Genomic DNA, 22,730 nt, shown 5'->3' with positions numbered 1-22,730 from the left:
CACGCATGCCACAGGGTGCCGTCACGGTCGTTGCCATGCCGCAATTCTGGCAGACGGTCGTTCACGAAGAGTTGCGCCGCCTCCGAACTGCTGATATGTTTTATCCAGAACCTCGGTCGGACACGTGCCTGATCCACGTGTCGGACCGATCGCTTGAGGCACCGTGCTGCAGTGCGCCCCGCGGTTCGAACGGAGCTTCCCTGGCGACACCGCATCCCTGGTGGGGTCGTCTACGCGCTCGCGGGCGTCGTCCCTTTTTTCGGGTTGGGAGGACGCCCGCACTCTCTCGGACAGCGACCGCCATCGCGCTCGCACTCCCCGCGGCGGCCGGCTGCTTCCCAGCTCGGCGACCGCTGCACGGAGGCTGACGACCGGGTCGATCCGGGCGGTCCGCGCCGCCGCGACCAGAGCGCGAGGCAGCGTCGCTCCCCACGCAGGGTCGACCGCACCGGACGTCGCCGGCGTCCCCGACACGACGGACCCGACGACCGCGTCGGCGTCCCCACGTTCCTCCAGGCGTTCCAACAGCTTCACCGCGCGCTCGAGCGGCGGCATCGCCCGCGGCACCCCGTCGAACAGGCTGCGTCGGCCGGGACTTCTCCGCCGCGCTTCGCTGCACGCCAGACCCGGACGACGTCCTCGACGGTGTCGGCGTGCTCGTCGCCGAAGACGTGCGGGTGACGCCTGATCATCTTGTCGCGGGCGTCGGCGGCGACGATGCTCGGAGTCGAACGACTCCGCGAGCCCCGCGTGCAGCACGACCTGGTAGAGCACGTCGCTTGCGGTTCCTCGCGCAGCTCGTCGTCGTCCCCGGAGTCGATCGCGTCGACGAGTTCGTAGGCCTCTTCGACCGCGTACCAGGCCAGGGTGGAATGGGTCTGCTCGCGGTTCCACACGCAGCCCCCGACGGGGTCGAGCAGGCGGTCGACGACGGCGACGAGGTCCGAGACGGCGGTCATGCCGTCATCGTGCCACGCGCCGCCGCCTGGACGGCAGCCGCGGTGCGCGGCGCGTGTGCTGTACGTGGCGCGTGTCGGGAGGTCTGGTCGACCGGACCATCACCCGAACCCGCGCCGAGCCCAGCGGCACTCGCCGTCCCCCGCTCAGCGCCATCGCCCTCCTGACCGCAGCCGTGCTCGGCCTGGTCGTGGCGAACTCGCCGCTCGGCCCCGGTCTCGAAGACCTCCTGCACGTGCACGCCCCGTGGGGCGCTGGTCGGACTCGACCTCTCGGTCTCGCACTGGATCAGCGACGGCTTGCTCGCGGTGTTCTTCCTGCTCGTCGCGATCGAGCTGAAGCACGAGCTCGTCGCCGGCGAGCTGTCCGGCCCGAGGCCGCGGTCATCCCGGCGATCGCGGCGGTCGGTGGCGTCGTCGTGCCGGCGGGCGTGTACCTCGCGGTGACGGCGGGCACGCAGTACGGCCACGGGTGGCCGATCCCGGCCGCGACGGACATCGCCTTCGCGCTCGGCGTCCTCGCGATGTTCGGCCGCGGTCTACCCTCGACCTACTCGGGCTGTTCCTGCTGGCGCTGGCCGTGCTCGACGACCTCATCGCCATCATCATCATCGCCGTCGTGTTCGCGCACGACACGGACTTCCTCGCGCTCGGCGGTGCCGTCGTCGTGCTCGCGCTGTTCTGGCTCCTCGGCGAGGCGCAACTCCGCCCCGGTCGGCCGGGGCAGGCGTGGGTCATCGTCGGCATGGTCGTGCTCGGCGTCGTGACGTGGTGGCTCGTCTACCACTCGGGCGTGCACGCGACGATCGCCGGTGTGGCACTCGGGCTCGTCCTGCCCCGCCGGCCCGGGCAGCACCCTGCACGAGAACGTCGAGCCGTGGTCGAACGCGATCGTGCTGCCCTTGTTCGCGTTCCGCGTCGGCCGCGGTGATCGTCCCGGCGGTCGGCATCACCGAGCTCTCCCCCACGTTCTGGGCGGTGGTGCTCGCGCTGCCGGTCGGCAAGGTCATCGGGATCACGCTGTTCCGGCTCGATCGCGACGCGGGTCTTCCGGGCGCCGGGGCGGTCGACGCTGTCGTTCTGGTCGATCGTCACCGTGGGGGTGCTCGGCGGCATCGGCTTCACGGTCTCGCTGCTCATGAACGAGCTGGCGTTCGCGCCGGAACGAGGAGAGTCCTCGACGAGGGTATCCTCGCCGTGCTGGTCGGCTCCGGGATCGCGATCGTCTCGCGTCCGCCGTCGTCGTCAGCCTGCGGGCGCGGCAGTACCGGGCGCGGCGAGAGCTCTCCGGGGGCGAAGGCGACGGAGTAGCGCCCCGCGCCGTCCGCCCGGGTGAGCCGCCAGCGCACGGTGCGACATCCCACGCGTCGAACGACAGGTGGAACGTCGAAAGATGCACACGCACCCGCTGCGTGCACGTAGTCCGGCATCCCACGCGTCGAACGACAGGTGGAACGTCGGATGATGCGCGGGCATCTTCCGACGGCGGAGGTTCGGCAGAGGGGAACGCGGCGCGCACCGGGGAGTGTCGCACCACGTGCCGTGGGGCGCGACCGTCGGCGGCCTGGAGGCGCGGTGCGGGCCCGCGCCTCCGCCGCCGCGCGAGCTCGCTCCGCCTAGCGCTACGCGGCGGAGGTCTCCGCAGCGGCCTTCGACCGCCCCGTACACGGCCGTCCAGGATGCTCTCCACCCACTGGATGAGCGCGTCGTCCGGCAGGGTCTCACCGTGCGGCTTCGGCAGCGGGATGCTCGCGGCGTCCTGCTGCGGGAACCACCGGGCTCCCGGGTAGCATACGCTTGAGGCCGGACCTGGGCGGAGTCGGCGAGCTCCTTGCCCGCGACGCACAGGTTCGAGCCCATCACGACCACGTCGGACAGCCCGACCTGCTGTGCCATCCACGCGGAGCCACCGGGAAGCCTCGACGAGGGTGAGCACCGGCTGCGGCGGCTGACCGTAGCGGTCGGTGAGTTCGTCGAGCACCATGTCGATGCCCTCCGCCTGCGCCGCCGGGGCCGAGTACCGCCGAGAGGCTTCTGGTAGGCCTCGAGCCGGAGCCGCTCGGACTCCACGTAGTCCTCCAGGATGTGCGCGTCGACCGGGATCTCGAGCCGGAGCTCGGTCTGCCCCTCGGCGACGTCCCCGCGGAACTGCGAGACGGCCTCGCCGATCATGCGGAGGTACAGGTCGAACCCGACGCCCGCGATGTCTGCCCGGACTGTTCGCCGCCGAGCAAGTTGCCCGGCACCGCGGAACTCGAGGTCCTTCATGGCGACCTGCATGCCCACGCCGAGCTCGTTGTTCGCGGCGATGGTCTCGAGGCGGTCCTGCACGGTCTCGGACAGCGGCTTGTCGGCGTCGTAGAGGAAGTACGCGTAGCCGCGCTCCCGACCACGACCGACGCGACCGCGCAGCTGGTGGAGCTGCGACAGCCCATACTTGCCTCGGCCCGGTCGATGATGAGCGTGTTCGCGTTCGCGATGTCGAGGCCGGTCTCGATGATGGTCGTCGAGACGAGGACGTCGAAGCGGCGCTCCCAGAAGTCGACCATGACCAGCCTCGAGGGTGCTCTCCGACATCTGCCCGTGCGCCACCGCGATGCGGGCGTCGGGGACGATCTCGGCGAGGAGTGCGCGGCGACGCCCTGGATGTCCTTCACGCGGTTGTGCACGTAGAACACCTGGCCCTCGCGCAGCAGCTCGCGTCGAGGATCGCGGGTAGACACCTGCAGGTCCGACTGCGGCCCCACGGGCGCGTGAGGATCGGGTGGCGGTCCTCGGGTGGGAGTGGCGAGCGTCGACATCTCGCGGATGCCGGTGACCGCCATCTCGAGCGAGCGCGGGATCAGGGTGGCCGACATCGCCAGGACGTCGACGTTCGTCTTGAGGAAGCTTCTTCAGCTGGTCCTTGTGCTCGACACCGAGCGCTTGCTCCTCGTCGATGATCACCAGGCCGACGTCCTTGAACTGGATGCCCTGCGACAGGATCCGGTGCGTGCCGATGACGATGTCGACGGTGCCGTCGGCGAGACCCGCGATGGTCTCCTTCGACTCCTTCTCGGTCTGGAACCGGCTGAGCGCGCGGAGGTGCACCGGGAAGCCTGCGAAGCGCTCCTGGAAGGTTTCCATGTGCTGCCGCACGAGCAGGGTCGTCGGGACGAGCACGGCGACCTGCTTGCCGTCCTGCACGGCCTTGAACGCGGCGCGGATCGCGACCTCGGTCTTGCCGTAGCCGACGTCGCCGGAGAGCAGCCGGTCCATCGGGATCGAGCTCTCCATGTTGCGCTTGATCTCGTCGATGGTGGTGAGCTGGTCGGCCGTCTCGGCGAACAGGAAGGCCTCTTCGAACTCGCGCTGCCACAGGGTGTCGGGCCGAACGCGTGCACCTTCGACGCCATCCGCGCCGAGTAGGAAGCTTCACGAGGTCGACGGCGATATCACGGACGACCTTGCGTGCCTTCGACTTCGCCGCGGACCAGGCCAGGCCGCCCATCTTCGACAGGGTCGGGTTCTCGCCGCCGACGTAGCGGGAGAGCTGGTCGAGCTGGTCGGTGGGGACGAAGAGCTTGTCGCCGGGGTAGTTCCGCTTCGAGGGCGCGTACTCGAGCACGAGGTACTCGCGCTGCGTCTTCACCGCGTTGCGGCTCCACCGCTCGACACTTCGCGGCTGACGAGCTCGACGAACTTCGCGATGCCGTGCGTCACGTAGCACCTGACTGACGTCGCCCGGCTTGAGCTGCAGCAGGTCGACGACGTTCTTCCGGCGGCTCGCGAGCTTCTTGACCGTCCGGGCGCCCTGCTGGACACTGCCGGCCGTAGAACTCGGCCTCGCTGACGACCGCGATGCGCGGATCCGGGATGGCGAAGCCCGCCTCGACGACGGCGGTCGTGACGATGGCGACGCCCGGCTCGGGAGGCGCGGTGAGGGTCTCGGCGCGGGCGGCGACCCCCGCGTCGGCGAGCACCTGCACGGCCCGTTCGACCAGTCCCTGGCCCTGGGCGCGTCACCACGTTGGCCCACCGCCGTCCAGGCGAGCTGCTTCCGGCGTATTGCGATCCGCCCCGTCGGCACGCTGCCCGCGAAAGCTCGGCACCGATTCGGCCCGGACGCGGATGTACTCGCCCGCACTCGGCCGCTGCTTCGGCGCCGTCGGTGAGGACGCGATCGGTGTCGCCCTCGTCGAGGCCGGAGTCGAACGGTGACACCGTCCACCAGGTGCGCTGCCCGCATTCGTTCTTCAGCTGCTGCACGCTGAGGAAGTTGCCCGCGTCGAGGTCGATCGGCGCCTGGGCCCCCGCGACTGCGGCACTCCACGCAGCCTGCAAGGAACTCGGTGACCGGGCTCGTCTCGGCCAGGCTGTGCGCGCGGCCGCTCACCCGCTCGGGCGAGAGCACCGCGATGACGCCGTCGTCGGGCAGGTAGTCCGTCACCGGGACGAGGTCCTGCACGAAGGCGCGGGCGCGAGGGACTCCATGCCCTCGACCGGGATCCCCTCGGCGATCTTCGCGAGCATCTGGGACAGGTTCGGGAACTCATGCAGCATCTCGCGCGCCCGCTGCCGGACGTCGTCGCTGAGGAGCAGTTCGCGGGAGGCGGTGAGCTCGACCGAGCCGAGGTCGTCCTCCGTCGTGCGCTGGTCTGCCACGGAGAAGGCCTTGATCGCCTCGATCACGGTCACCGAAGAAGTCGACGCGGACCGGGTGGTCGGCCGTCGGCGGGAAGACGTCGAGGATGCCACCGCGGACACCGAACTCACCACGGCGGGTGACGAGGTCGACGCGGCGGGCGTACGCCATGTCGGCGAGCTGCCCGGCGATGGTGCCGAGGTCGTTGCCCCGGGAGTCCGTCCGCAGCACGATCGGCGCGAGCGAGGTAGAGGTTGCTCGCGATCGGCTGCAACGCGGCGCGGACACTGGCCACGACCACGGTGGTGCGGCGGTCGGCGGCCGGGGTGTCCTGCCAGGCGGCGAGCTTCCGGGCGTCGCTGATGCGGGTGCCCACCGTCTGCGCGCTCGGGCTGAGCCGTTCGTGCGGCAGGGTCTCCCACGCCGGGAACTCGAGGACCTCGGCGTCGGGCAGGTACGAGCCGACGGCACCTCGAACGGCTTCGGCCTCGCGCCCGGTGGCCGTGATCACGAAGAGGCACTGCGGCCCGTTCCGCTCGGCCAGGAGCGCGCCGAGCAACGGGACGCGCGGGCCGTCGACCACCGAGAAGTCGGCGTCACGGGGTGCGGCACGGAGGACGCGAGTCGAGCGGAGGCGCGCGCGAGAGCGCTGGGATGATGCCCGAGATCGTCACTCAGGACATAGTACCGGCGACCCCCGACAGCGCCCGCACCGTGCGCGACCAGGCGAACGCGCGACGGTTCCGTCAGGACGGGGCGATGCACGCGCTGCTGTGCGGCGACGAGCCCGAGGTCGACGATCGCCTCGACCGCGTCGGCGCCGTCTGCCAGCAGGTTCGGCAGGGTCTTCTTCTCGGTCGGCGAGAAGTCGCGGAGGACGTAGTCGGCGGGGTCCTGGCGCCCCGGGGGACGGCCGATGCCGATCCGCACGCGGGAGAACACGCTGGTCCCCATCGCCTTGATGATGTCGCGCAGGCCGTTGTGCCCGCCGTGCCCGCCGCTGCCCTTGAGCCGCACGGTGTCGAACGGCAGGTCCAGCTCGTCGTGCACGACGATGAGGGACTCCGGCGTCGCGCTGTAGAACCCGAGGACGGACGAGACCGGTCCCCCGGAGGTGTTCATGAACGACCCCGGCCCGGCGAGCACCAGGCGGGGTCCCCCGAGGACCAGGCGACCTTCGGCGACCTGGTTCGGGGTCTTGTGCTTCTTGAACGTCGTGCCCATGCGGGCGGCGAGTTCGTCGAGGACCATCTGGCCGACGTTGTGACGGTTGCCGGCGTAGCCCGGCCCCGGGGTTCGAGCCCGAGCCACGACGAACGTGTCCACCGTCATGCGGAGCGCGCCATCCACCACGTCGACCAGATGCCTGCGACAGGTGTTACTCGGAGTCCGAAAGCGCCCTCGGCACCCAGCTCGGCGCCGGCCTCGGCGAAGCGGCGTCGGCGGCGTCGTCGTCGGCGGGTGCCACCCAGGGTGACGATCGCGACGACCAGCGCCTCGGCGATCGGTCTCCGAGCTCGGCGCCCTCCGGGGGCTCGAGCTGCGCGGCGTGGATCTGCACGCCGTCCTCGGGGCCCTCGACGTTGACGGAGACGTGCTCCGGGATGTCGGTCGCGAGCACCAGCAGCGAGACCGTGTTGAGGTCCTGCCCGTGGATGGTGCCCGAGAAGGACTCGCCCTCGATGACGACGGGCACATCGACGGTGACCTTCTCGCCGCGACCGAGGACCACGAGGTCGATGTGCTCGATGATCTGGCGCACCAGGTCACGCTGGACGTCCTTGACGAGGGCGAGCTGCGGCGCGCCGTCGATGTCGAGGTCGACGACCGCGTTGGCGGTACGGACGGAGGAGCATCGTCTCGTGGCCCGGCAGCGAGATGTGCTGCGGCTCGGTGCCGTGGCCATAGGCGGCGGCGGGGATCTTGTCCGCGGCGCGGAGCTTGCGGGCAGCGCCCTTGCCGAAACTTGGTGCGGACTTCCGCTGCGAGCTTGGTGTAGTCAGCCATGGTGTCTCCTGGTCTCGGGGACGACACCGGGGTGCTTGGCATCGTGGGGGTCTGTGGGTGTTGCAGCTCCAGACGCGTGCACGCGTGAGGAACGCTCCCAGGACGGGGCCGGCTCTCCCACTGCGTCGATCACGGCCGCGCACGCGCGCCCCTCGCCGAAAGTCAGTCACCGAGTCTAGCAGCACCCGTCCGGGCACGTGTCGGACCGACTGAGGGTGCGGTCAGGACCAGGCACCGGCTCGCGCCGCGGCCGTCCCTGCGTGTACGAGACTTGTTCACCGTGATCGCCTCCCACCGTGCCCGCCGATCCGCTCGACCGTCCGCAGGTCGTGCGGATCGTCGTGTTCCTGGTCGTGGTCGCCGCCGCGGTGGTCTTCGCGTACTGGCACGTCGGCCGGCAGCGCGTGGACGTCGACGAGGACGTGTACGTGGTGTCCGGCTGGGAAACCACGTGCACGGCGTCTTCATCCGCAACCTCGAGCACCCGCACGACGGCGAAGTACCTGTTCGGCCTGGCGGAACTCGCCCTCGGCGCTCCGGGGCCGCTCGGTCCGCGGTACGTCGCGGCGACCGCCTCGTTGGGCACCGGGCTCGTCCTGTGACCTGTGGTTCCGCCCGTCCGGTCGGGTTCTGGGGGGCGCTCATCGCCGCCGCCCTGTGGTGGCTCACCCCGCGCGCGAACGGCATCGCATGGGGTGACCCGGGCTCCGGCGTCGCCACAGGGATGGACCGCACGGCGCTGCTCGAACCGGTCATGGTGTTCTTCGCCGTGGCCGCGCTGTACGCCGCGTGGCAGTGGGTGAACGGTGCCGACCGCCGACGCTGGCTCTGGGCCGAGGCGTCCGGCCTGCTGCTCGCCCTGTCCGTGACGTCGAAGGTGACCTCGGCCGTGCTGGTCCTCGCGATCATCGCGTTGCCGCTCCTGTTCCGCCGGTGGTGGGACCTGCTGACCGGCGGGCTGATCGCGGCCGGGTCGTTCGTCGTCGGGTTCGTGATGCTGTACGCGCCCGTGGGCTTCGAGCGCGGCTTCGTGCACATGCTGCAGTTCCAGACCGGGCACGCGGAGACCGGCCACACCATCGAGCTGCTCGGCCGCGAGTACCAGTTCGCCCCGTGGTGGGCGAACTTCGTGTACTTCACGCAGGGCACGAGCCGCTGGGTCGTCCTCGTGCTGGTCATCGGGCTGGTCGCGGCGTTCGTGTTCCGACCCGACCGGCTCGTCCGCGTACCTCGGCATCGGCCTCGGTGCGCAGGTCGCCTTCCTGACCGCGTCGGACGTCGCACTCGCGCACTACTACTACGCGTGGATGCCGCTCCTCATCGCCCTCGCCGGCATCGGCCTCGGACGTGCCGGCTGGCCACCCGGACTCGTCAGCCGCCGACAGCGGGTGCGACGGATCGCCGCGGTCTGCGTCGTGCTCACCCTCGCCGTCGCGCCGGTGGTCCGGCTCGGCGTCGCGGTGGCGCAGGCGCGTCCGGCCGGGGTCGCCCGGCTCGACGCCGAGCTGCGCGCCCGGGGCGTCGACGACGGCACCATCCTGTTCAGCGGGTACAACTTGGTCGCGTGGCGGCCGTACTTCGTCCAGCGCGGCACCTGGGAGCCGGACGCCGACGACGTCACCGCCGTGGTGCAGGGGGTGGACCCGCGGTTCCCGATGAAGCCCGGGATCGCCTCGTTCCTGGCGACGCACCGGGAAGGACCTGGAGCACTTCACCGTCGACGAACTGCAGGTGTGGATGCCCAAGGACGGTGCGCTCCGCGAGCGCGACGGCGTCCTCGAAGCCGTCCCGGGCTGACTCGGGTCGACGCGCCTCGGATCCCGAGTCAGCGGCCGACGTCGCGGCGGTGCCGCTGCGCAGCCGCCAGGAGGTCCCGAGCGCGGTCGCTCGCCGACTCGGCGTCGTCGCGGGCTCGCTCGAGGCGCTCGACCTCGGCGGTCGCGTCGGCGAGCTGCCGTTCGAGGTCGGCCCGGCGCTCCTCGGCGGTCTCGAGTTCGTCCGCCGCCGCGTCGAGCGCGGCGTCGGCGTCGCGGACTCCGCCCTCGCGGCGGTCTCGGCCTCGCGGGCCGCACGACGGGCGGCCGCCGGGTCGGTCTTCGGTTCCCGCGTCGGCGCGGCGCGGGATGGCCGCTTCCGCGCCGGTTCCGGTTCCGGTTCCGGCTCCGGCTCCGGTGCCGTCTGCCGGGAGGCGCGGCTCGCCTTCCGCGCGCGTCGCCCCTCCTCGATGGGGATCGGTGGGGCATCGCTGCCGGGCCAGGCGTCGGGGACGGCATCCGGGTCCGCGAGGGCACCGTCGAGGTCGACGTCGTCGAACCCGGCGCTCTCGAGCGGCCGGACGAGCAGGCCGGACCGGACGGCGGCACCGGCGTGCGGGTCGGCCATCGCGGCCTCGATCGTGGCGCGCACCTGGTCGAGCACGGCCGGGGTCAACGGGTGCCCGGCATCCGAGGCGAGGTCGGCGCCGGCCTGGGCGAGGGCGTCGACCACACCCGCCCGTTGCTTCCGGAGCCGCCGGATCTCGGCGGGGTCGGCGTCCGCCTGGGCCGCGCGGATCGCCGGTCCGAGGTCGACCGCTTCGTCGAGCGCGCCCTCGTGTGCGAGCAGGTCGACCACCCACGCCGCCGGCGCTGGTTTCCGGAGGCCGCCGATCGCCGACGCGAGCTCACGGTCGTCCTTCCGCGCGGCTCGCTGCCGTGCGGTGCGTTCGGCTACGAAGTCCGCGGGCGCGACGAGGAGCAGTTCCCTCGCCACGTCCGCGAACCCCATGCCGCCCAGCTTGCCCGCTACCAGTCGTGGACGGTGCCGTCGGCGAGCCGGTTGAACGGCAGGTACGCCTGCTCGTACGGGTACTTCCCCGCCTCGTCGACGTCGAGGCTGACCCGAGTCCGGGCTCGTCGCCCGGGTGCAGGTAACCGTCGGTGAACGTGAAGGTCTGGTGGAAGACCTGGTTCGTCTTCGGCCCGTGCTGCATGTACTCCTGGATGCCGAAGTTGTGGATCGCCAGCCCGAGGTGCATCTGCGCCGCGAGTCCCACCGGCGAGATGTCGGTCGGCCCGTGGAACCCGGACTTGATCTGGTACATCGCCGCGTAGTCCATCGTCTTCTTCAGCGGGGAGATGCCACCCATGTGCGTGACCGCGCCGCGGACGTAGTCGATGAGCTGGTCGCGGATGATGTCCTTGAAGTCCCAGATCGTGTTGAAGACCTCGCCGATCGCGAGCGGCGTCGTGGTGTGCTGCCGGACGAGCCGCAGGGCCTCCTGGTTCTCGGCGGGGGTGCGGTCCTCGAGCCAGAACAGGTCGTACGGCTCGAGCGACTTGCCGAGCTTCGCGGCCTGCAGCGGGGTCATCCGGTGGTGGCCGTCGTGCAGCAGCGGCAGTTCCGGCCCGAACTCGTTCCGGACCGCCTCGAACACGGTGGGGAGATGGCGCATGTACGCCCGGGTGTCCCAGTCCTCCATCGCCGGGAAGGCGCCGCGCTGCGCCGGCTCGAAGTCGTAGCGGACGCCGCTGTTGCCCTCGGTGGTCTTGTTCGACGCGATGCCGTAGATCGACTCGAGGCCGGGCACGCCCGTCTGCACGCGGATCGAGCGGTAGCCCTCGGACTGGTGCTCGCGGATCGAGTCGAAGAGCTCGGGCAGTTCCTTGCCCGAGGCGTGTCCGTAGGCCATCAGCCCGGTGCGGGAGGCGCCGCTCGAGCAGCTGGTACACGGGCATCCCGGCGACCTTGCCCTTGATGTCCCACAGGGCCATGTCGACGGCGGCGATCGCGGCCATCGTGACCGGTCCCCGGCGCCAGTACGACGAGCGGTACAGGAACTGCCAGGCGTCCTCGATGCGGCTGGCATCGCGCCCGACGAGCAGCGGCACGACGTGCTCGGACAGGTAGGCCGCGACGGCCAGTTCGCGGCCGTTGAGCGTGGCGTCGCCGAGACCGGTGACGCCGTCGGCCGTCGTGGAGCTTCAGCGTCACGAAGTTGCGGTTCGGGCTGGTGACGATGACCTCGGCACGGTCGATCAGCTGCCCGCGGTCCGCCGAGGCCCAGGTGTCCGGTCGCCCGGCGGTCGGGTCGGTGGCCGACCCGCCGTCGGTGGCTCCGGGCACGGGAGCGGCCGGGTTCGTGGTGCTGGTGTCGGTCATGCGTGGACTCCTTCGTCGGCAGCGCCGCGGGCTGCTGCCGCAGCGGGTCGGATGCGGTCGGCCGCGGCGGTGACGGCCGCGGCCACGGGGGTGGTGTCGAGGTCGGGGGCGATGACGGCCAGGACGTCGTGCACGTCCGAGTCTGGCCCTGGTGCCCCGGGGTCGTCCACGAGGTCCGGCTGCGTCGTGACGTGGAGCCACCACGCCGCGATCGCCGTCGCGGCACCCGGGCCGATGCCGGCGGACGGGTCGCGCTCGAGTCGGCGCCGCAGCACGTCGACGACCCGGACGGGGAGCTTCTCGGAACCGCCGGACGCGATCTGGCGAAGGGTGTGCCGGATGCGCGGGTTCGCGAAGCGCTCGACGAGGGCCGCGCGGGCGGCCGTGACCTCGTCGGCGGGCAACGGGAGTTCGGCCGCGGCCTCGTCCCAGAGGGCGTCGACGGCAGCGCGGCAGACCGGGTCCGCCATGGCCTCGGCGACGGTCTCGTGGCCGCGGTGCAGCCCGAGGTAGGCGAGGAGCGAGTGCGATCCGTTCAGCAGCCAGAGCTTCCGCTGCTCGTACGGCGTGACGTCGTCGACGACCCGGACGCCGGCGGTCTCCCACGTCGGCCGCTCGACGCCGTCGAAGGCGTCCTCGAGGACCCACTCGGCGAACGGCTCGGTGACCACGGGCACCCGGTCCCCGTCGAGCGCGCCCGGCAGCGCGGCGAGGTCCGCCACGTCGGCGTCGGTCGTGGCCGGCGTGATCCGGTCCACCATCGACGACGGGAACGTCACGTGCTCGTCGATCCAGGCCTGCAATGCGGGGTCCGACACCGCGGACGTCACCGCGTCGCGGAGGACGACCCCGTTGTGCGTGAGGTTGTCGAGGCTGACGAGCGCGATGCGCCCGGCGCCGGCGGCACGGCGGGCGTCGAGCCCTGCGACCAGCCGGGCCGGCACGTCGGAGCCGGACCGGTAGCCCTGTTCGGTGACCGTCAGCGTGACGATGGTCGTCTCCGGCGACGCGACCACGCGCCTCCAGGCCGTGTCGTCGCTACCCGGGTGCGCCGCGACGATCGCGTCGACCACCTCGGCGGTGTCACCGGACGCCGCACGGGTGACGAGCGTGTACCGGCAGTCCTGCGCGACCAGCGCGTCCGCGGTGCGGGGCGAGCGCCCCGTGAAGGCGGTGATGCCCCACTCCCCCGCGCGCTGCGTGTACCAGGCGAGGTGGGCGCGTGCGAACGCCCCACCCCGAGGTGCGCGATGCCCGGACGGCGATCGGTCATGCCGACACCGGAACGAGGGAGCGCAGGTAGGCGAGGTTGTCGGCGGTCCGGGCCTCGAGCGGGAGGTCCATCGAGAAGTCCTCGATGGTGACCCAGCCGTCGTACCCGACCTGCCGGAGCGCGTCGAGGTACTCGGCGACCGAGGCCTGGCCGGTGCGGAGCGGCGCCCACTCGTTCACCCAGATCGTGCTGCCGTCGGCCCGGGTGTCCCCGGTGTCGACCCACCGGGCGTTCTTGACGTGGGCGTGGGCGAGGTACGGGCCGAGCAGCTCGAACGCGGCGAGGTGGTCCTCCTGCCCCTCGATGACCAGGTTGCCGAGGTCGTGGATGACCCCGATGTGCTCCGGGTCGAGCCCGTCGATCAAGCGCAGTGCCGCCGAGGCCGACGGCGTGATGGTCATGTGGGTGGAGCTCGACCAGGGCCTTGACCCCGAGCTCGGCCGCGCGGTCCGCCGCCCACTCCAGGTCGGCACGGGTCCGGTCGAAGAGCTCGCCGTACGTCGCGCCGGTGCGTTCCTTCTCGGCACGGTAGTTCGGCATCGTCACGCGCACCTGCCGGGCTCCGAGTTCACTCGTCACCCGGAGCATGGTCTCGACGCCGTCGTGGTCGGACGCCTGCTGGTAGCCGCCGATTCCGGAGTACTCGAGGCCGGCGGCGTCGGTGATCCGGGCGATCTCGCCGACCTGGTCCTGGATGCCGGTGAACTGCCACGTCGACTGGTTGCCGGCCCAGAAGGATCGGCCGGCGGGCTACCTCGGCGCCGTCGGCGGGGCGGTCGTCGACGACGCGCCACTCGATGCCGTCCCAGCCCTGTTCGGCCAACGTCGAGGCGGCCTGCGACGGGGTCCAGTCCGGCGTGGACGCGGTGAACACGGAGAACTTCATCGGGGTGGCTCCTTCGGTGGCGGTGTCGGACGTGGCTGCAGCGCCCACCACGGGCACCACGTCGTCGTACTTGCCCTCGATCACGTCGTCGATCCGGACGGGCTGCCCGAGCGTCGCGCTGACGTACAGCCCGCGGACGGTGGCGAGCGACACGAGGGCGGCGTCGACGGTCACGCCGGGCTCACGGCCCTCGCGGATCGCGGCCACGATGTCGGTGTACTGCCGACCGTGTCCCGCCGCGAAGTGGTCCGGTTCGGCCGGTCCGCCGACCACGTGTTCCGGCGGGACGACGTCGTCCTTCTGGTCGACGGCCCCGCGACGGCGCTGGCGTTCGACGTGGTGGACGCCGATTCGAGCGATCGCGGCGTCGGGTGCGATGTGGGGGGAAGTAGGCGAGCCGGTCGTCGTCGACGATCGCGGACCCGTGCGTGCCGTAGACGGCGTACCGGGCGGAGAGCCCCAGGTACGCGGCCGTCGTGCAGTGGATGACCCCGAGCGCGCCGCCGGCGAACCGGACCGTGGCGACCGCGGTGTCCTCGACCTCGATGCGGTCGTGCGCGAGCAGGCCCGTCTGCGCCGAGATCTCGACCGGGCGACCGAGTGCCCAGACGAGCAGGTCGACGGTGTGCACGCCCTGGTTCATCACCGCGCCGCCACCGTCGAGCGCCCAGGTGCCGCGCCAGTCGCCGGAGTCGTAGTAGCCCTGCGACCGGTACCAGGCGACGCTCGCCAGGCCGGACGTGACGGTGCCGAACCCGCCGTCGTGGGCGGCTGCGGCGACGGCGGCCGAGGCCGGGTCGAAGCGGTGCTGGCTGATGACGCTCGTGACGAGTCCACGATCATGTGCCGCCGCGGCGAGCGCAGCGATCTGCCGGGCCCGGGGCATCGTGGTGTCGAGGGGCTTCTCGATGACGACGTGCTTGCCGGCGGCCAGTGCGGCCTCGGCGAGCTGCACGTGCATGCCCGACGGCGAGCAGATCGCGACGACGTCGATGTCGGTCTGCGCGATCGCCTCCTCGATGGTGGACGTGGTGATCGGACGCTCGACGCCCATCGCCTCGATCTCGTCGGCGGCGCTGGTGGCCGCGGCGGGGATCGCGTCGACGAGCGCGACGACCTGCAGGTCCGGGTGGTGGACGGCGACCTTGGCGTGGTGGCGGCCGATGACGCCGGCGCCGACGACTGCCAACTTCAGTGGGGTGGTCATCGCAGGGTGACTCCGATCTGGTCGGTGAGGGTGCGGAAGGCGCGACCGGCGCGACCGAAGGCCGCGGGGCCGGAGAACCCGCCGAGGGAGGTGAAGTCGCTGAGGTGCGGCTCGAGCGAGGCGTAGCCGGAGTACCCGGCGTCGCGCAGCGCGGTCAGGGTCTCGACGAGCTCGCCGTCGCCCTCGCCCGCGGGGACCACCGACGAGTCGGCGGCCAGGGCGTCCTTGACCTGCAGGTAGTCGACGTAGGGGGCCAGCTGGGCCCAGCCGTCGGTGAACGGACGGACGCCGCACTGGACGTAGTTCGCGTTGTCCCAGGCGAGGCGGAGTGCCGGGGACCCGACGCTCTCGACGATGTCGAGCACGCGCGAGGGGACATCGCCGTAGATGTCCTTCTCGTTCTCGTGCAGCAGGGTCACGCCCTCGCGCTCGGCGAGGTCGGCCAGGGCACGCATCCGGACGAGGACGTCGTCGCGGACGTCCTCCGGCTGCCGGCCCTCGAAGTAGAACGAGAAGATCCGGATGTTCGTGGTGCCGAGGGCGTGCGCAGCGGCGATCGCACGGCCGAGCCGTCCGACCTCGTGTTCGACGGGCTCGTCGACGGAGACCTTGCCGATCGGCGAGGCGATGGCGGACACGGTCTGCCCACGCTCTTCGAACAGGCGGTGGAGTCCGGCGAGCTGGTCTTCGTCGAGGTCGACGACGTTCACCCCCCAGGCGCTGCGGACCTCGATGGCGCTGGCTCCGAGCGCCTGCAGCACCGCGACCTGGACGACCGGGTCGGCGTCGATCTCGTCACCGAAACCGGAGAGTTCCCAACTGGGCTGGGTCATTGCATTCCCTTCATGGAGACCAGCCTGGGGCGCGTGGCGGGGCCGCACCGCGCCTCCAGGCAATCTGTGGACAACTCGCGCTACTTGACCGATCCGGCGGTCAGACCGCCGACCAGGTAGCGCTGGAAGATGAGGTACAAGGCGACGACCGGCACGGCGCAGACGATCGAGGCGGCCATCATCTGGCCGTAGATCGGGACGGCGCCGCCCTCCTGGGTGGTGCCGAGCACCTGCAGGACCACGGCGACCGTGCGGGTGTTCGGGGTCGTCATGATCGTGGAGAACAGGACGTCGTTCCAGCCGAGCAGGAACGCGAAGATCGCGGAGACGACGATGCCGGGCCATGACAGCGGCAGGACGATCTTCGTCAGGATCTTCGTCGAGCTGGCGCCGTCGATGCGGGCCGCTTCCTCGAGCTCCTTCGGCAGCCCGCGGAGGTACGTGACCATCACCCACGTCGAGAACGGCAGCGCGAACGTCAGGTAGGTGACGAACAGCCCCCACCGGGTGCCGATGATCTGGACGCCGGTGGCGCTGGCGATGTTCGAGAACACCACGAACACGGGCAGGAGCAGGAGCGTGCCGGGGATCGACTGCAGGGCGAGGAGTCCGCGGAGGATCGTCAGGCGGCCGAGGAACCGGAAGCGGACGAGCACGTACGCGGTGGACACGGCGAGCGCGGCACTCGCGACGGCGACGGCCCCGGCGGTGAGCATCGAGTTCACGAGCCCCTCGCCGAGCGCGACCGTCGACCAGATGTCGACGTAGTTCGACAGCGTGAACTCGGACGGGAAGTACTCGCCGCGGGCGACCGCGACGTCGGAGTTGACCGAGCCGAACAGGATGTAGAGCACCGGGACGGCGATGAACGCGATGATGACCGCGATCACCGTGACGAGGAGCCAGCGAGGCAGCAGCCGGGTGACGTCGGTGTCGTAGGGGCGCTTGTGGCCCCGGCCGCGGTCGCCCGTGGTGATGCTCTCGGTGAGCGTCGCCGTGGGACGGGTGCGGGTGCTGAAGGACGTGCTCGGAGTGGTCATGCGCGTGCTCCGTCGATGTCGGCGGCGGTCGGGAGGCGGCGAGCGTCGCGCGGTCGGCCCGGCGCTGCTTCCGGTTGGGGCCGGCGTCGTCACCGGTGTCGAGCTTGACCGCCCGCAGGTAGACGAACAGCGGGATGGCGACGATCACGAGCGAGGCAGATCGCCATCGCGGCGGACAGGCCGAAGCGGAACGACTGGAAGCTGGCGATGTACGTCAGGACGGGCATCACCTCGACGCTCGACGGCAGCGGGGTGCCGAACAGGACGAACGGCAGACGTGAAGTTGTTGATGTTGTGCAGGATCGAGATGATGATCGCGAGCGAGAGCGGCCCGCGCAGGTACGGGAAGATGATGTAGCGGAGCTTCGCCCACCAGGTGACCCCGTCGAGTGCCGCGGCTTCGTGCACCTCGTTGTCCACGGCCTGCAGCCCGGCGAGGGACAGCAGGTAGACGAACGGCCAGCTCGTCCAGACCATGACGCCGGCGAGCGCCCAGTACGACGCCGAGCCGTTCAGCCAGAGCACGTCGGTGTGCAGGATCGAGTTCACGACCCCCTGCGGCTGGAGCATCGTCCGGAAGAACGTGCCGACGACGAACGCGGGGAGCACGTACGGGATCAGGTAGACCGAGCGGACGAGCCCGCGACCGAGGGAACCGGTTCTGCGTGGAGATCGCCGCCGCGACCCCGATCGGCACGGTCACCGCGGTGACGAGCACCGACAGCGACACCGAGATCCAGATGGAGTGCAGCAGGGGGAGTCGGTGAAGGCCTCGGCGAAGTTCGCGAACCCGATGAAGGGTGCGCTGAACCACTGGCGGAGCGTGTACTGGTCGAGGTCGAGCATCGCGATGAACACGCCCACCAGGAGCGGCACCACGATGACGGCGAGCATGAGGACGCCGCCGGGCAGGAGCATCCACAGGGGACGCTCGCGCTTGTAGAGGGGGTCTTGCCGACGGGACGGACCGTCTCGGCGCGTTGCTCGGGGCGGGTCTGCGTGCTGGTCATCACAGGCCTCCGTTCTTCTGACGGTCGAGCGTGGACTGGGCGTCCTTCTGGGCGTCCTGCAGGCGCTTCCGGGTTGGGTCGTCGGTGACCTCGCCGCTCTTCAGCGACGGGATGGACTGCACGACGACGTCCACGAGCGAGAGCTGGATGTCCGACCAGGCACCGGTGAAGGCGGTCGGCTTCGAGGGCTTCCCGGCGTCGATGATCGGCTTGAGCTGCGGGTTGTCGGCCGCGAGGTCCGCTGCGGCGTCGGCGTTCGTGGGCAGGTTGCCGAAGAGGCGGTAGTACTCGAGCTGGGCCTTCGGCGTGCTGAGCTGCTTGATGAAGTCGAACGACAGGTCCTGCTTCGTGCCGTAGTCGGCGACGACCCAGTTGTCGCCGGACAGGATGCTGGCGGCCTCGATGCCGTCGGACGGACGCGTCGTGGCTCCCGGTGGGACCGTCGGCAGCAGGGCGAACTCGTACTTGCCGTCGACCTTCGTGTTCTTGAACGAGTTGATCGCGGTGGTCGTGGTCATCGGGAAGAACGCGGCCTTGCCGTCGGTGAACTGCGCGAGGGCCTGGGCGTTGTTCCAGCCGATCGCGGCCTTGTCGACGACGCCGTCCTTCGTCACCCAGTCGAAGTAGGTGCGGTAGGCGTTCGCGACGGCGTCCGAGTCGATCTCGGCCTTGCCGTTGCCGGACACGATCGTGTTGCCGGCGTTCTGCGCCATGCCCCAGACGAACTTCCACGGGTCGAAGCCGTCGGCGTACGCGACGGCCATGCCGTGGTGGCCGTCGCCGGTGGTCGCCTTCGCGTCCGCGGTGAGCTGGTCCCAGGTGGTGGGCATCTCGTCGATGCCGGCCTGGGCGAGCAGGTCCTTGTTGACCGCCATCACGAACGGACGGCTGGCGAACGGGATCCCGATCTGCTTCGAGGCGCTCGGGCCGGAGATGCCGAACGACGCCGGGTCGAACTGGTCCTTCCCGCCGATCGCCTTCCACTCCTTCTTGCCCATCTCGACGAAGGCACCGGTGGCGTACGCGGTCGGGGTGAAGGTGGTGCCGATCGCGTAGACGTCGGGGCTCCTGCCCCGGAGATGACGCTCGTCTGGATCGCGGTCAGTTCCTCCTGCGCGGAGGAGTAGGTCTCCCACTGGATGTCGGCCCCGGTGGTGCGCTTGAACTCGGCGGCGGTGTCCTGCTGCCACTGCTTGCGTTCCTTGGGGTACGTGGTGTCCGCGCCCATCATGACGCGGAGGGTGTTCGGGTCGTCGCCGCTGCCGTTCACCACGGCGCATCCCTGGCAGGGACAGCGCGGCGAGGGCGACCACGGCCACGGCACCGACCAGGGTGCGTTTCCTGAGTCTTCCTGTGCTCATGCGGGGGTTTCCTCCTCGAGACCTCCACCCGGGAGCGACGCTGCCGCCCGGGTGCCGGGTGGTCGTGCCCCCGGCGTGGTGACCACTGTTCCCCGCTTGGCAACATCCGGCAACCGGTTGCCACTTGTTGCCAGACCGGCCTACGTTCGGCTTCGTGAGCAGCACAGACACCGACGTCACCGCCGACGGCACGGCGATCGGGCACCGGCCCCGCCACGGACGCGTCCGTGGCGGGCACGAGCACCGGCCCCGCCGCGGACGCGTCCCGACGGGTGACCATCCGGGACGTCGCCGACGCGACCGGCGTCGCCCCGTCCACCGTGTCCCGAGCGCTCTCGCTGCCCGACCGGGTGAACCACGCCACGCAGCAGCGCATCCAGCAGGCCGCCCGCGAACTCGGCTACGTCCCGAACTCGCAGGCCCGAGCGCTCACGTCCGGTCGCACACGGGCGGTCACCGTGCTCGTGTCCGGCATCACGAACCCCTTCTACTTCGACGTCATCCGCGGCACGCAGCACCAGCTCGCCGGAGCCGGGTGGACGCAGCTGCTCGTCGACACCGAGGAGTCCGCCGACGCCGAGATGGCCGCCCTGAGCGCCATCGCCGGGAAGGCCGACGGTGCGGTCCTCACCGCGTCCCGCCTCTCCGACGCGCAGATCGCCCGGTTCGCCGAACGCACCCCGCTCGTCGTCGTCAACCGCCGGCCCGCCGGGGTGCCCTCCGTCCTCATCGACACCCCCGGCGGCGTCGAACAGGCCGTCCAGCACCTCGTCTCGCTCGGCCACCGCGACGTCCTCTACATCGCCGGACCCGACAGCTCGTGGTCGAACGAGCGCCGCTGGCGAGCCCTCGTCCGGGTCGCCAAGCGCCTCGACGTCCGCGTCGCCCGGGTCGGCCCGCACGCGCCCTTCGTCGACTCCGGCGCCGCGGCCGCCGACGCCGCCGTGCACGCCGGCGCGACCGCGTGCATCGCGTTCAACGACCTCATCGCGATCGGCATGCTCGCCCGCCTCCGGGAGCGCGGGGTCCGCGTCCCCGAGGACATGAGCATCGTCGGCTGCGACGACATCTTCGGCGCCGATTTCTGCAACCCACCACTCACCACCATGACCTCCCCCATCGAACGGGCCGGTCGCGTGGCGATCCGGATGCTCCTCGGGCGCCTCGGCGCGATCCCGGCCGACGAGCTGCCCGGCGAGCACATGAGCGGCGCAGTCGCCCTGCCCACGCACCTCACCGTCCGCGAGGTCGACCGGCCCCGCGCCGGCCTCGCACCACCGTCCGTCCTGAAGGAGTCGACGATGACCCGCACCAGCACCGCCACCCTGCTCGCGCCGCACCCGGACCGGCTCTTCGCCGCCGAACCGAGAGCGCGCGCCGTCGCGCGGACCGTCTACGACGCCGTCGCGGACGCGCCGATCATCTCCCCTCACGGGCACGTCGACGCGGCCCTCATCGCCGACGACCAGCCGTTCGCCGACCCGGCCTCGCTGCTCATCGCGCCGGACCACTACGTCCTGCGGCTCCTGCACGCCAACGGCGTCGGACTGGAGGCGCTGGGACGCGCCGACCTGTCCGGAACCCATCCCGCGCCTCCAGGCCGCGCCGTCTGGCGGAACCTGGCCGAGCACTGGGACGACTTCCTCGCCACCCCCGTCCGCTACTGGTTCGAGACGGAGCTGCACGACGTCTTCGGGCTGACGGAGCAGCCGTCGGCCGCGAACGCGGACGCGCAGTACGACCACATCGCCGCCCTGCTGCAGCAGCCGCAGATGCGGCCGCGCGCCCTGTTCGACGCCTTCGGCATCGAGGTCCTGGCGACCACGGACGCCCCCGACGCCGACCTCGCCGCGCACGCGCGGCTGGCCGCCGACCCCACCTTCACCGGCCGGGTGGTCCCCACCTTCCGCGCGGACGCCGTGCTTCGACCCGTCGCGGCCGGACTGGAGGCCCGTGGTCGCGTCCGTCGGAGAAGCCGCCGGCATCGACACGGGCACCCACGCAGGGCTGTTGGCAGCACTCCGCGCACGTCGCCAGTACTTCATCCAGCAGGCGCCACCGCCACGGACACCGGGGTGCTCGACGCCGGGTCCACGCCCCTGTCCGCCACCGACCGCGAGCGCATCCACGCGGCGGCGCTCCGCGGGGACGTCTCGACGGCGGACGCCACCGCGTACCGGCACGACATGCTCTACCGCTGGGCCGAGATGAGCGTCGAGGACGGCCTCGTCATGCAGCTGCACCCCGGCGTGCTCCGGAACCACCACGGGCCGACGCTCGAACGCTTCGGGCCGGACACCGGGCACGACCTGCCCGCCGTCGGGTCCTTCACGGAACCGCTCCGACCACTGCTCGAGTCGTTCGGCACCGCACCGGGCTTCCACCTCGTGCTCTTCACCGTCGACGAGACCGTGTTCTCACGCGAGATCGGGCCGCTCGCCGGCTTCTACCCCGCCGTGTACGCCGGAGCCCCGCGGTGGTTCATCGACACCCCGGCGGCGATCGGGCGCTACCGGTCGGCGATCACCGACTCGGCGTCGTTCACGAAGACCTCCGGGTTCATCGACGACACCCGGGCGTACTGCTCCATCCCCCGCGCGGCACGACATGGCGCGACGGGCGGACGCGGCGTACCTGGCGTCGCTCGTGGTCACGCACCAGATCTCGGAGGAGGATGCGGTCCGCACCGCCCGGCGCATCGTGTCGGACATCCCGAAGGCGACGTTCAAGCTCTGAGGGCTCGTCGTCCGGTGCACCCGGGTCAGATGACCGTCGGCTGTGCGGCGCGGGACGCGACCGAGCGCATCGCGCATCTCCGCCTCGGCCTCGTCGGGGTCCGGCGACCAACGACACTCGAGCGAGACCGCACCGCGGTACCCGCCGTCGTGGACCGCGGCGAGGAACGTCCGCCACACGTCGTCGACGGTTCCGGAGGCCGGCGGTCCGGGTCGCTGAGGTGCACGTGCCCGATGCGGTCCCCGTGCCGGCGGACGACCTCGAGCGACTCGGCTTCGTTGCGGAGGTGGAACAGGTCGGCGACCACGCCGACACCGCCGAGGCCCACTCGTCGAGGAACGCGACCGTCTCGGCGACGGTGTGCAGCAGGTTCGTCTCCGTCCGGCTCAGCGGTTCGACGGCGATCTGCGAGGTCGTGCGCGGCGGCGGTGTCACGTGCGGCGCGGACGACCTCGGCGAAGCGCCGGTGCGCCTCGGGCCGCGGCATGTCGTCCGGAGCGGTCCGGGCGGTTCCGGAACCGAACACGATCGTCGCTCCGGGGTCGGCGACGGAGTGGACGATCGGCAGGACCTCGGCGAAGTAGTCGCCGACCGCACCGCGGTCAGCGGTCAGCAGCGGGAGGTCGCCGGGGACGAGGACCGCGAACGACGGGAACC

General features: G+C 71.3%; 19 protein-coding genes and 6 pseudogenes. 6 read left to right on the top strand and 19 right to left on the bottom strand.

Annotation, left to right across the window (positions count from 1 at the left end; translation table 11 throughout):
• Positions 1–530 precede the first annotated feature (530 nt).
• Positions 531–959, bottom strand: coding sequence for a MazG nucleotide pyrophosphohydrolase domain-containing protein (locus tag ACZ8AI_RS19165; protein WP_464859461.1), 429 nt, complete (start codon positions 957–959; stop codon positions 531–533).
• 53 nt (positions 960–1,012) lie between these two features.
• On the opposite strand from ACZ8AI_RS19165, the pseudogene ACZ8AI_RS19160 reads away from it, so the two are divergent.
• From ACZ8AI_RS19160 to ACZ8AI_RS19150, 3 genes and pseudogenes are all read left to right on the top strand, one after another.
• Positions 1,013–1,444 (top strand): annotated as a pseudogene (locus ACZ8AI_RS19160) (Na+/H+ antiporter NhaA); the annotation flags it as partial.
• Positions 1,429–1,887, top strand: a complete 459-nt coding sequence (locus ACZ8AI_RS19155) for a Na+/H+ antiporter NhaA (protein WP_464859460.1) — start codon at positions 1,429–1,431, stop codon at positions 1,885–1,887. The pseudogene ACZ8AI_RS19160 and the gene ACZ8AI_RS19155, both read left to right, overlap by 16 nt.
• A 102-nt stretch (positions 1,888–1,989) precedes the next feature.
• Positions 1,990–2,292 carry a Na+/H+ antiporter NhaA gene (locus tag ACZ8AI_RS19150; protein ID WP_464859480.1) on the top strand — a complete coding sequence of 101 codons (303 nt, stop codon included), beginning with the start codon at positions 1,990–1,992 and terminating at the stop codon, positions 2,290–2,292.
• Between the two features lie 928 nt (positions 2,293–3,220).
• Here the strand turns inward: ACZ8AI_RS19150 and ACZ8AI_RS19145 are convergent.
• From ACZ8AI_RS19145 to ACZ8AI_RS19105, 9 genes and pseudogenes are all read right to left on the bottom strand, one after another.
• The gene (locus ACZ8AI_RS19145) at positions 3,221–3,505 is read right to left on the bottom strand and encodes a helicase-related protein (protein WP_464859479.1); all 285 of its coding nucleotides are present in this window, start codon (positions 3,503–3,505) and stop codon (positions 3,221–3,223) included.
• A gap of 397 nt (positions 3,506–3,902) precedes the next feature.
• Positions 3,903–4,214: pseudogene (locus ACZ8AI_RS19140) on the bottom strand (DEAD/DEAH box helicase); the annotation flags it as partial.
• A gap of 301 nt (positions 4,215–4,515) precedes the next feature.
• Positions 4,516–4,563, bottom strand: a pseudogene (locus ACZ8AI_RS19135) (hypothetical protein); the annotation flags it as partial.
• Between the two features lie 91 nt (positions 4,564–4,654).
• Entirely contained in the window at positions 4,655–4,924 is a 270-nt protein-coding gene (locus ACZ8AI_RS19130; protein WP_464859459.1) for a hypothetical protein, read from the bottom strand.
• A 563-nt stretch (positions 4,925–5,487) separates the two neighbouring features.
• On the bottom strand, positions 5,488–5,751 hold the full coding sequence (locus tag ACZ8AI_RS19125; RefSeq protein ID WP_464859458.1) for a hypothetical protein: 264 nt from the start codon (positions 5,749–5,751) through the stop codon (positions 5,488–5,490).
• On the bottom strand, positions 5,708–6,091 hold the full coding sequence (locus ACZ8AI_RS19120; RefSeq protein WP_464859457.1) for a hypothetical protein: 384 nt from the start codon (positions 6,089–6,091) through the stop codon (positions 5,708–5,710). Before ACZ8AI_RS19120 ends, ACZ8AI_RS19125 begins: the two co-directional genes overlap by 44 nt.
• A gap of 248 nt (positions 6,092–6,339) precedes the next feature.
• Positions 6,340–6,912, bottom strand: a pseudogene (gene pth / locus ACZ8AI_RS19115) (aminoacyl-tRNA hydrolase); the annotation flags it as partial.
• Between the two features lie 46 nt (positions 6,913–6,958).
• A complete protein-coding gene (locus ACZ8AI_RS19110) occupies positions 6,959–7,393 on the bottom strand; it encodes a hypothetical protein (protein WP_464859478.1) in 435 nt (144 codons plus the stop codon).
• On the bottom strand, positions 7,347–7,730 hold the full coding sequence (locus tag ACZ8AI_RS19105; RefSeq protein WP_464859477.1) for a hypothetical protein: 384 nt from the start codon (positions 7,728–7,730) through the stop codon (positions 7,347–7,349). The genes ACZ8AI_RS19110 and ACZ8AI_RS19105 overlap by 47 nt, the downstream gene beginning before the upstream one ends.
• Positions 7,731–7,883: 153 nt before the next feature.
• Between ACZ8AI_RS19105 and ACZ8AI_RS19100 the strand changes: the two genes are divergently transcribed.
• Positions 7,884–8,189, top strand: a complete 306-nt coding sequence (locus tag ACZ8AI_RS19100) for a hypothetical protein (protein ID WP_464859456.1) — start codon at positions 7,884–7,886, stop codon at positions 8,187–8,189.
• Positions 8,186–10,408, top strand: coding sequence for an ArnT family glycosyltransferase (locus ACZ8AI_RS19095; RefSeq protein WP_464859455.1), 2,223 nt, complete (start codon positions 8,186–8,188; stop codon positions 10,406–10,408). The genes ACZ8AI_RS19100 and ACZ8AI_RS19095 overlap by 4 nt, the downstream gene beginning before the upstream one ends.
• Here the strand turns inward: ACZ8AI_RS19095 and manD are convergent.
• From manD to ACZ8AI_RS19050, 9 genes and pseudogenes are all read right to left on the bottom strand, one after another.
• Positions 10,371–11,727: pseudogene (gene manD, locus ACZ8AI_RS19090) on the bottom strand (D-mannonate dehydratase ManD). The gene ACZ8AI_RS19095 and the pseudogene manD sit on opposite strands and share 38 nt — an antisense overlap.
• Complete coding sequence (locus tag ACZ8AI_RS19085) at positions 11,724–12,905, bottom strand: mannitol dehydrogenase family protein (protein WP_464859476.1); 1,182 nt, start codon at positions 12,903–12,905, stop codon at positions 11,724–11,726. The pseudogene manD and the gene ACZ8AI_RS19085 overlap by 4 nt, the downstream one beginning before the upstream one ends.
• A 91-nt stretch (positions 12,906–12,996) precedes the next feature.
• Positions 12,997–13,886 (bottom strand): annotated as a pseudogene (locus tag ACZ8AI_RS19080) (sugar phosphate isomerase/epimerase family protein).
• A gap of 181 nt (positions 13,887–14,067) precedes the next feature.
• Positions 14,068–15,093: a Gfo/Idh/MocA family protein gene (locus ACZ8AI_RS19075; protein WP_464859454.1), complete on the bottom strand. Its 1,026-nt coding sequence runs from the start codon at positions 15,091–15,093 to the stop codon at positions 14,068–14,070.
• Complete coding sequence (locus tag ACZ8AI_RS19070; protein ID WP_464859453.1) at positions 15,090–15,926, bottom strand: sugar phosphate isomerase/epimerase family protein; 837 nt, start codon at positions 15,924–15,926, stop codon at positions 15,090–15,092. The genes ACZ8AI_RS19075 and ACZ8AI_RS19070 overlap by 4 nt, the downstream gene beginning before the upstream one ends.
• 80 nt (positions 15,927–16,006) lie before the next feature.
• On the bottom strand, positions 16,007–16,966 hold the full coding sequence (locus ACZ8AI_RS19065) for a carbohydrate ABC transporter permease (RefSeq protein WP_464859452.1): 960 nt from the start codon (positions 16,964–16,966) through the stop codon (positions 16,007–16,009).
• 144 nt (positions 16,967–17,110) lie between these two features.
• A complete protein-coding gene (locus ACZ8AI_RS19060; RefSeq protein ID WP_464859451.1) occupies positions 17,111–17,575 on the bottom strand; it encodes a carbohydrate ABC transporter permease in 465 nt (154 codons plus the stop codon).
• A gap of 90 nt (positions 17,576–17,665) precedes the next feature.
• On the bottom strand, positions 17,666–17,884 hold the full coding sequence (locus ACZ8AI_RS19055; RefSeq protein WP_464859450.1) for a hypothetical protein: 219 nt from the start codon (positions 17,882–17,884) through the stop codon (positions 17,666–17,668).
• Between the two features lie 91 nt (positions 17,885–17,975).
• On the bottom strand, positions 17,976–19,295 hold the full coding sequence (locus tag ACZ8AI_RS19050; protein WP_464859449.1) for an ABC transporter substrate-binding protein: 1,320 nt from the start codon (positions 19,293–19,295) through the stop codon (positions 17,976–17,978).
• 269 nt (positions 19,296–19,564) lie between these two features.
• Here ACZ8AI_RS19050 and uxaC point away from each other — a divergent pair, with 269 nt between their 5' ends.
• Entirely contained in the window at positions 19,565–22,657 is a 3,093-nt protein-coding gene (gene uxaC / locus ACZ8AI_RS19045; RefSeq protein WP_464859448.1) for a glucuronate isomerase, read from the top strand.
• Positions 22,658–22,730 lie beyond the last annotated feature (73 nt).

The sequence above is a fragment of the Curtobacterium sp. AC273 genome (genome assembly GCF_979253735.1).
Note: the sequence above shows the minus strand (reverse complement) of the source record. Positions and strands in the feature narration are given on the sequence as shown.

Bases quoted from the DNA above. Each gene is read 5' to 3' on its own strand.
- ACZ8AI_RS19165 (WP_464859461.1), bottom strand. From the start codon at position 959: ATGACCGCCGTCTCGGACCTCGTCGCCGTCGTCGACCGCCTGCTCGAC.
- ACZ8AI_RS19145 (WP_464859479.1), bottom strand. From the start codon at position 3,505: ATGGTCGACTTCTGGGAGCGCCGCTTCGACGTCCTCGTCTCGACGACC.
- ACZ8AI_RS19125 (WP_464859458.1), bottom strand. From the start codon at position 5,751: ATGGCGTACGCCCGCCGCGTCGACCTCGTCACCCGCCGTGGTGAGTTC.
- ACZ8AI_RS19075 (WP_464859454.1), bottom strand. From the start codon at position 15,093: ATGACCACCCCACTGAAGTTGGCAGTCGTCGGCGCCGGCGTCATCGGC.
- ACZ8AI_RS19070 (WP_464859453.1), bottom strand. From the start codon at position 15,926: ATGACCCAGCCCAGTTGGGAACTCTCCGGTTTCGGTGACGAGATCGAC.
- ACZ8AI_RS19065 (WP_464859452.1), bottom strand. From the start codon at position 16,966: ATGACCACTCCGAGCACGTCCTTCAGCACCCGCACCCGTCCCACGGCG.
- ACZ8AI_RS19055 (WP_464859450.1), bottom strand. From the start codon at position 17,884: ATGCTCCTGCCCGGCGGCGTCCTCATGCTCGCCGTCATCGTGGTGCCG.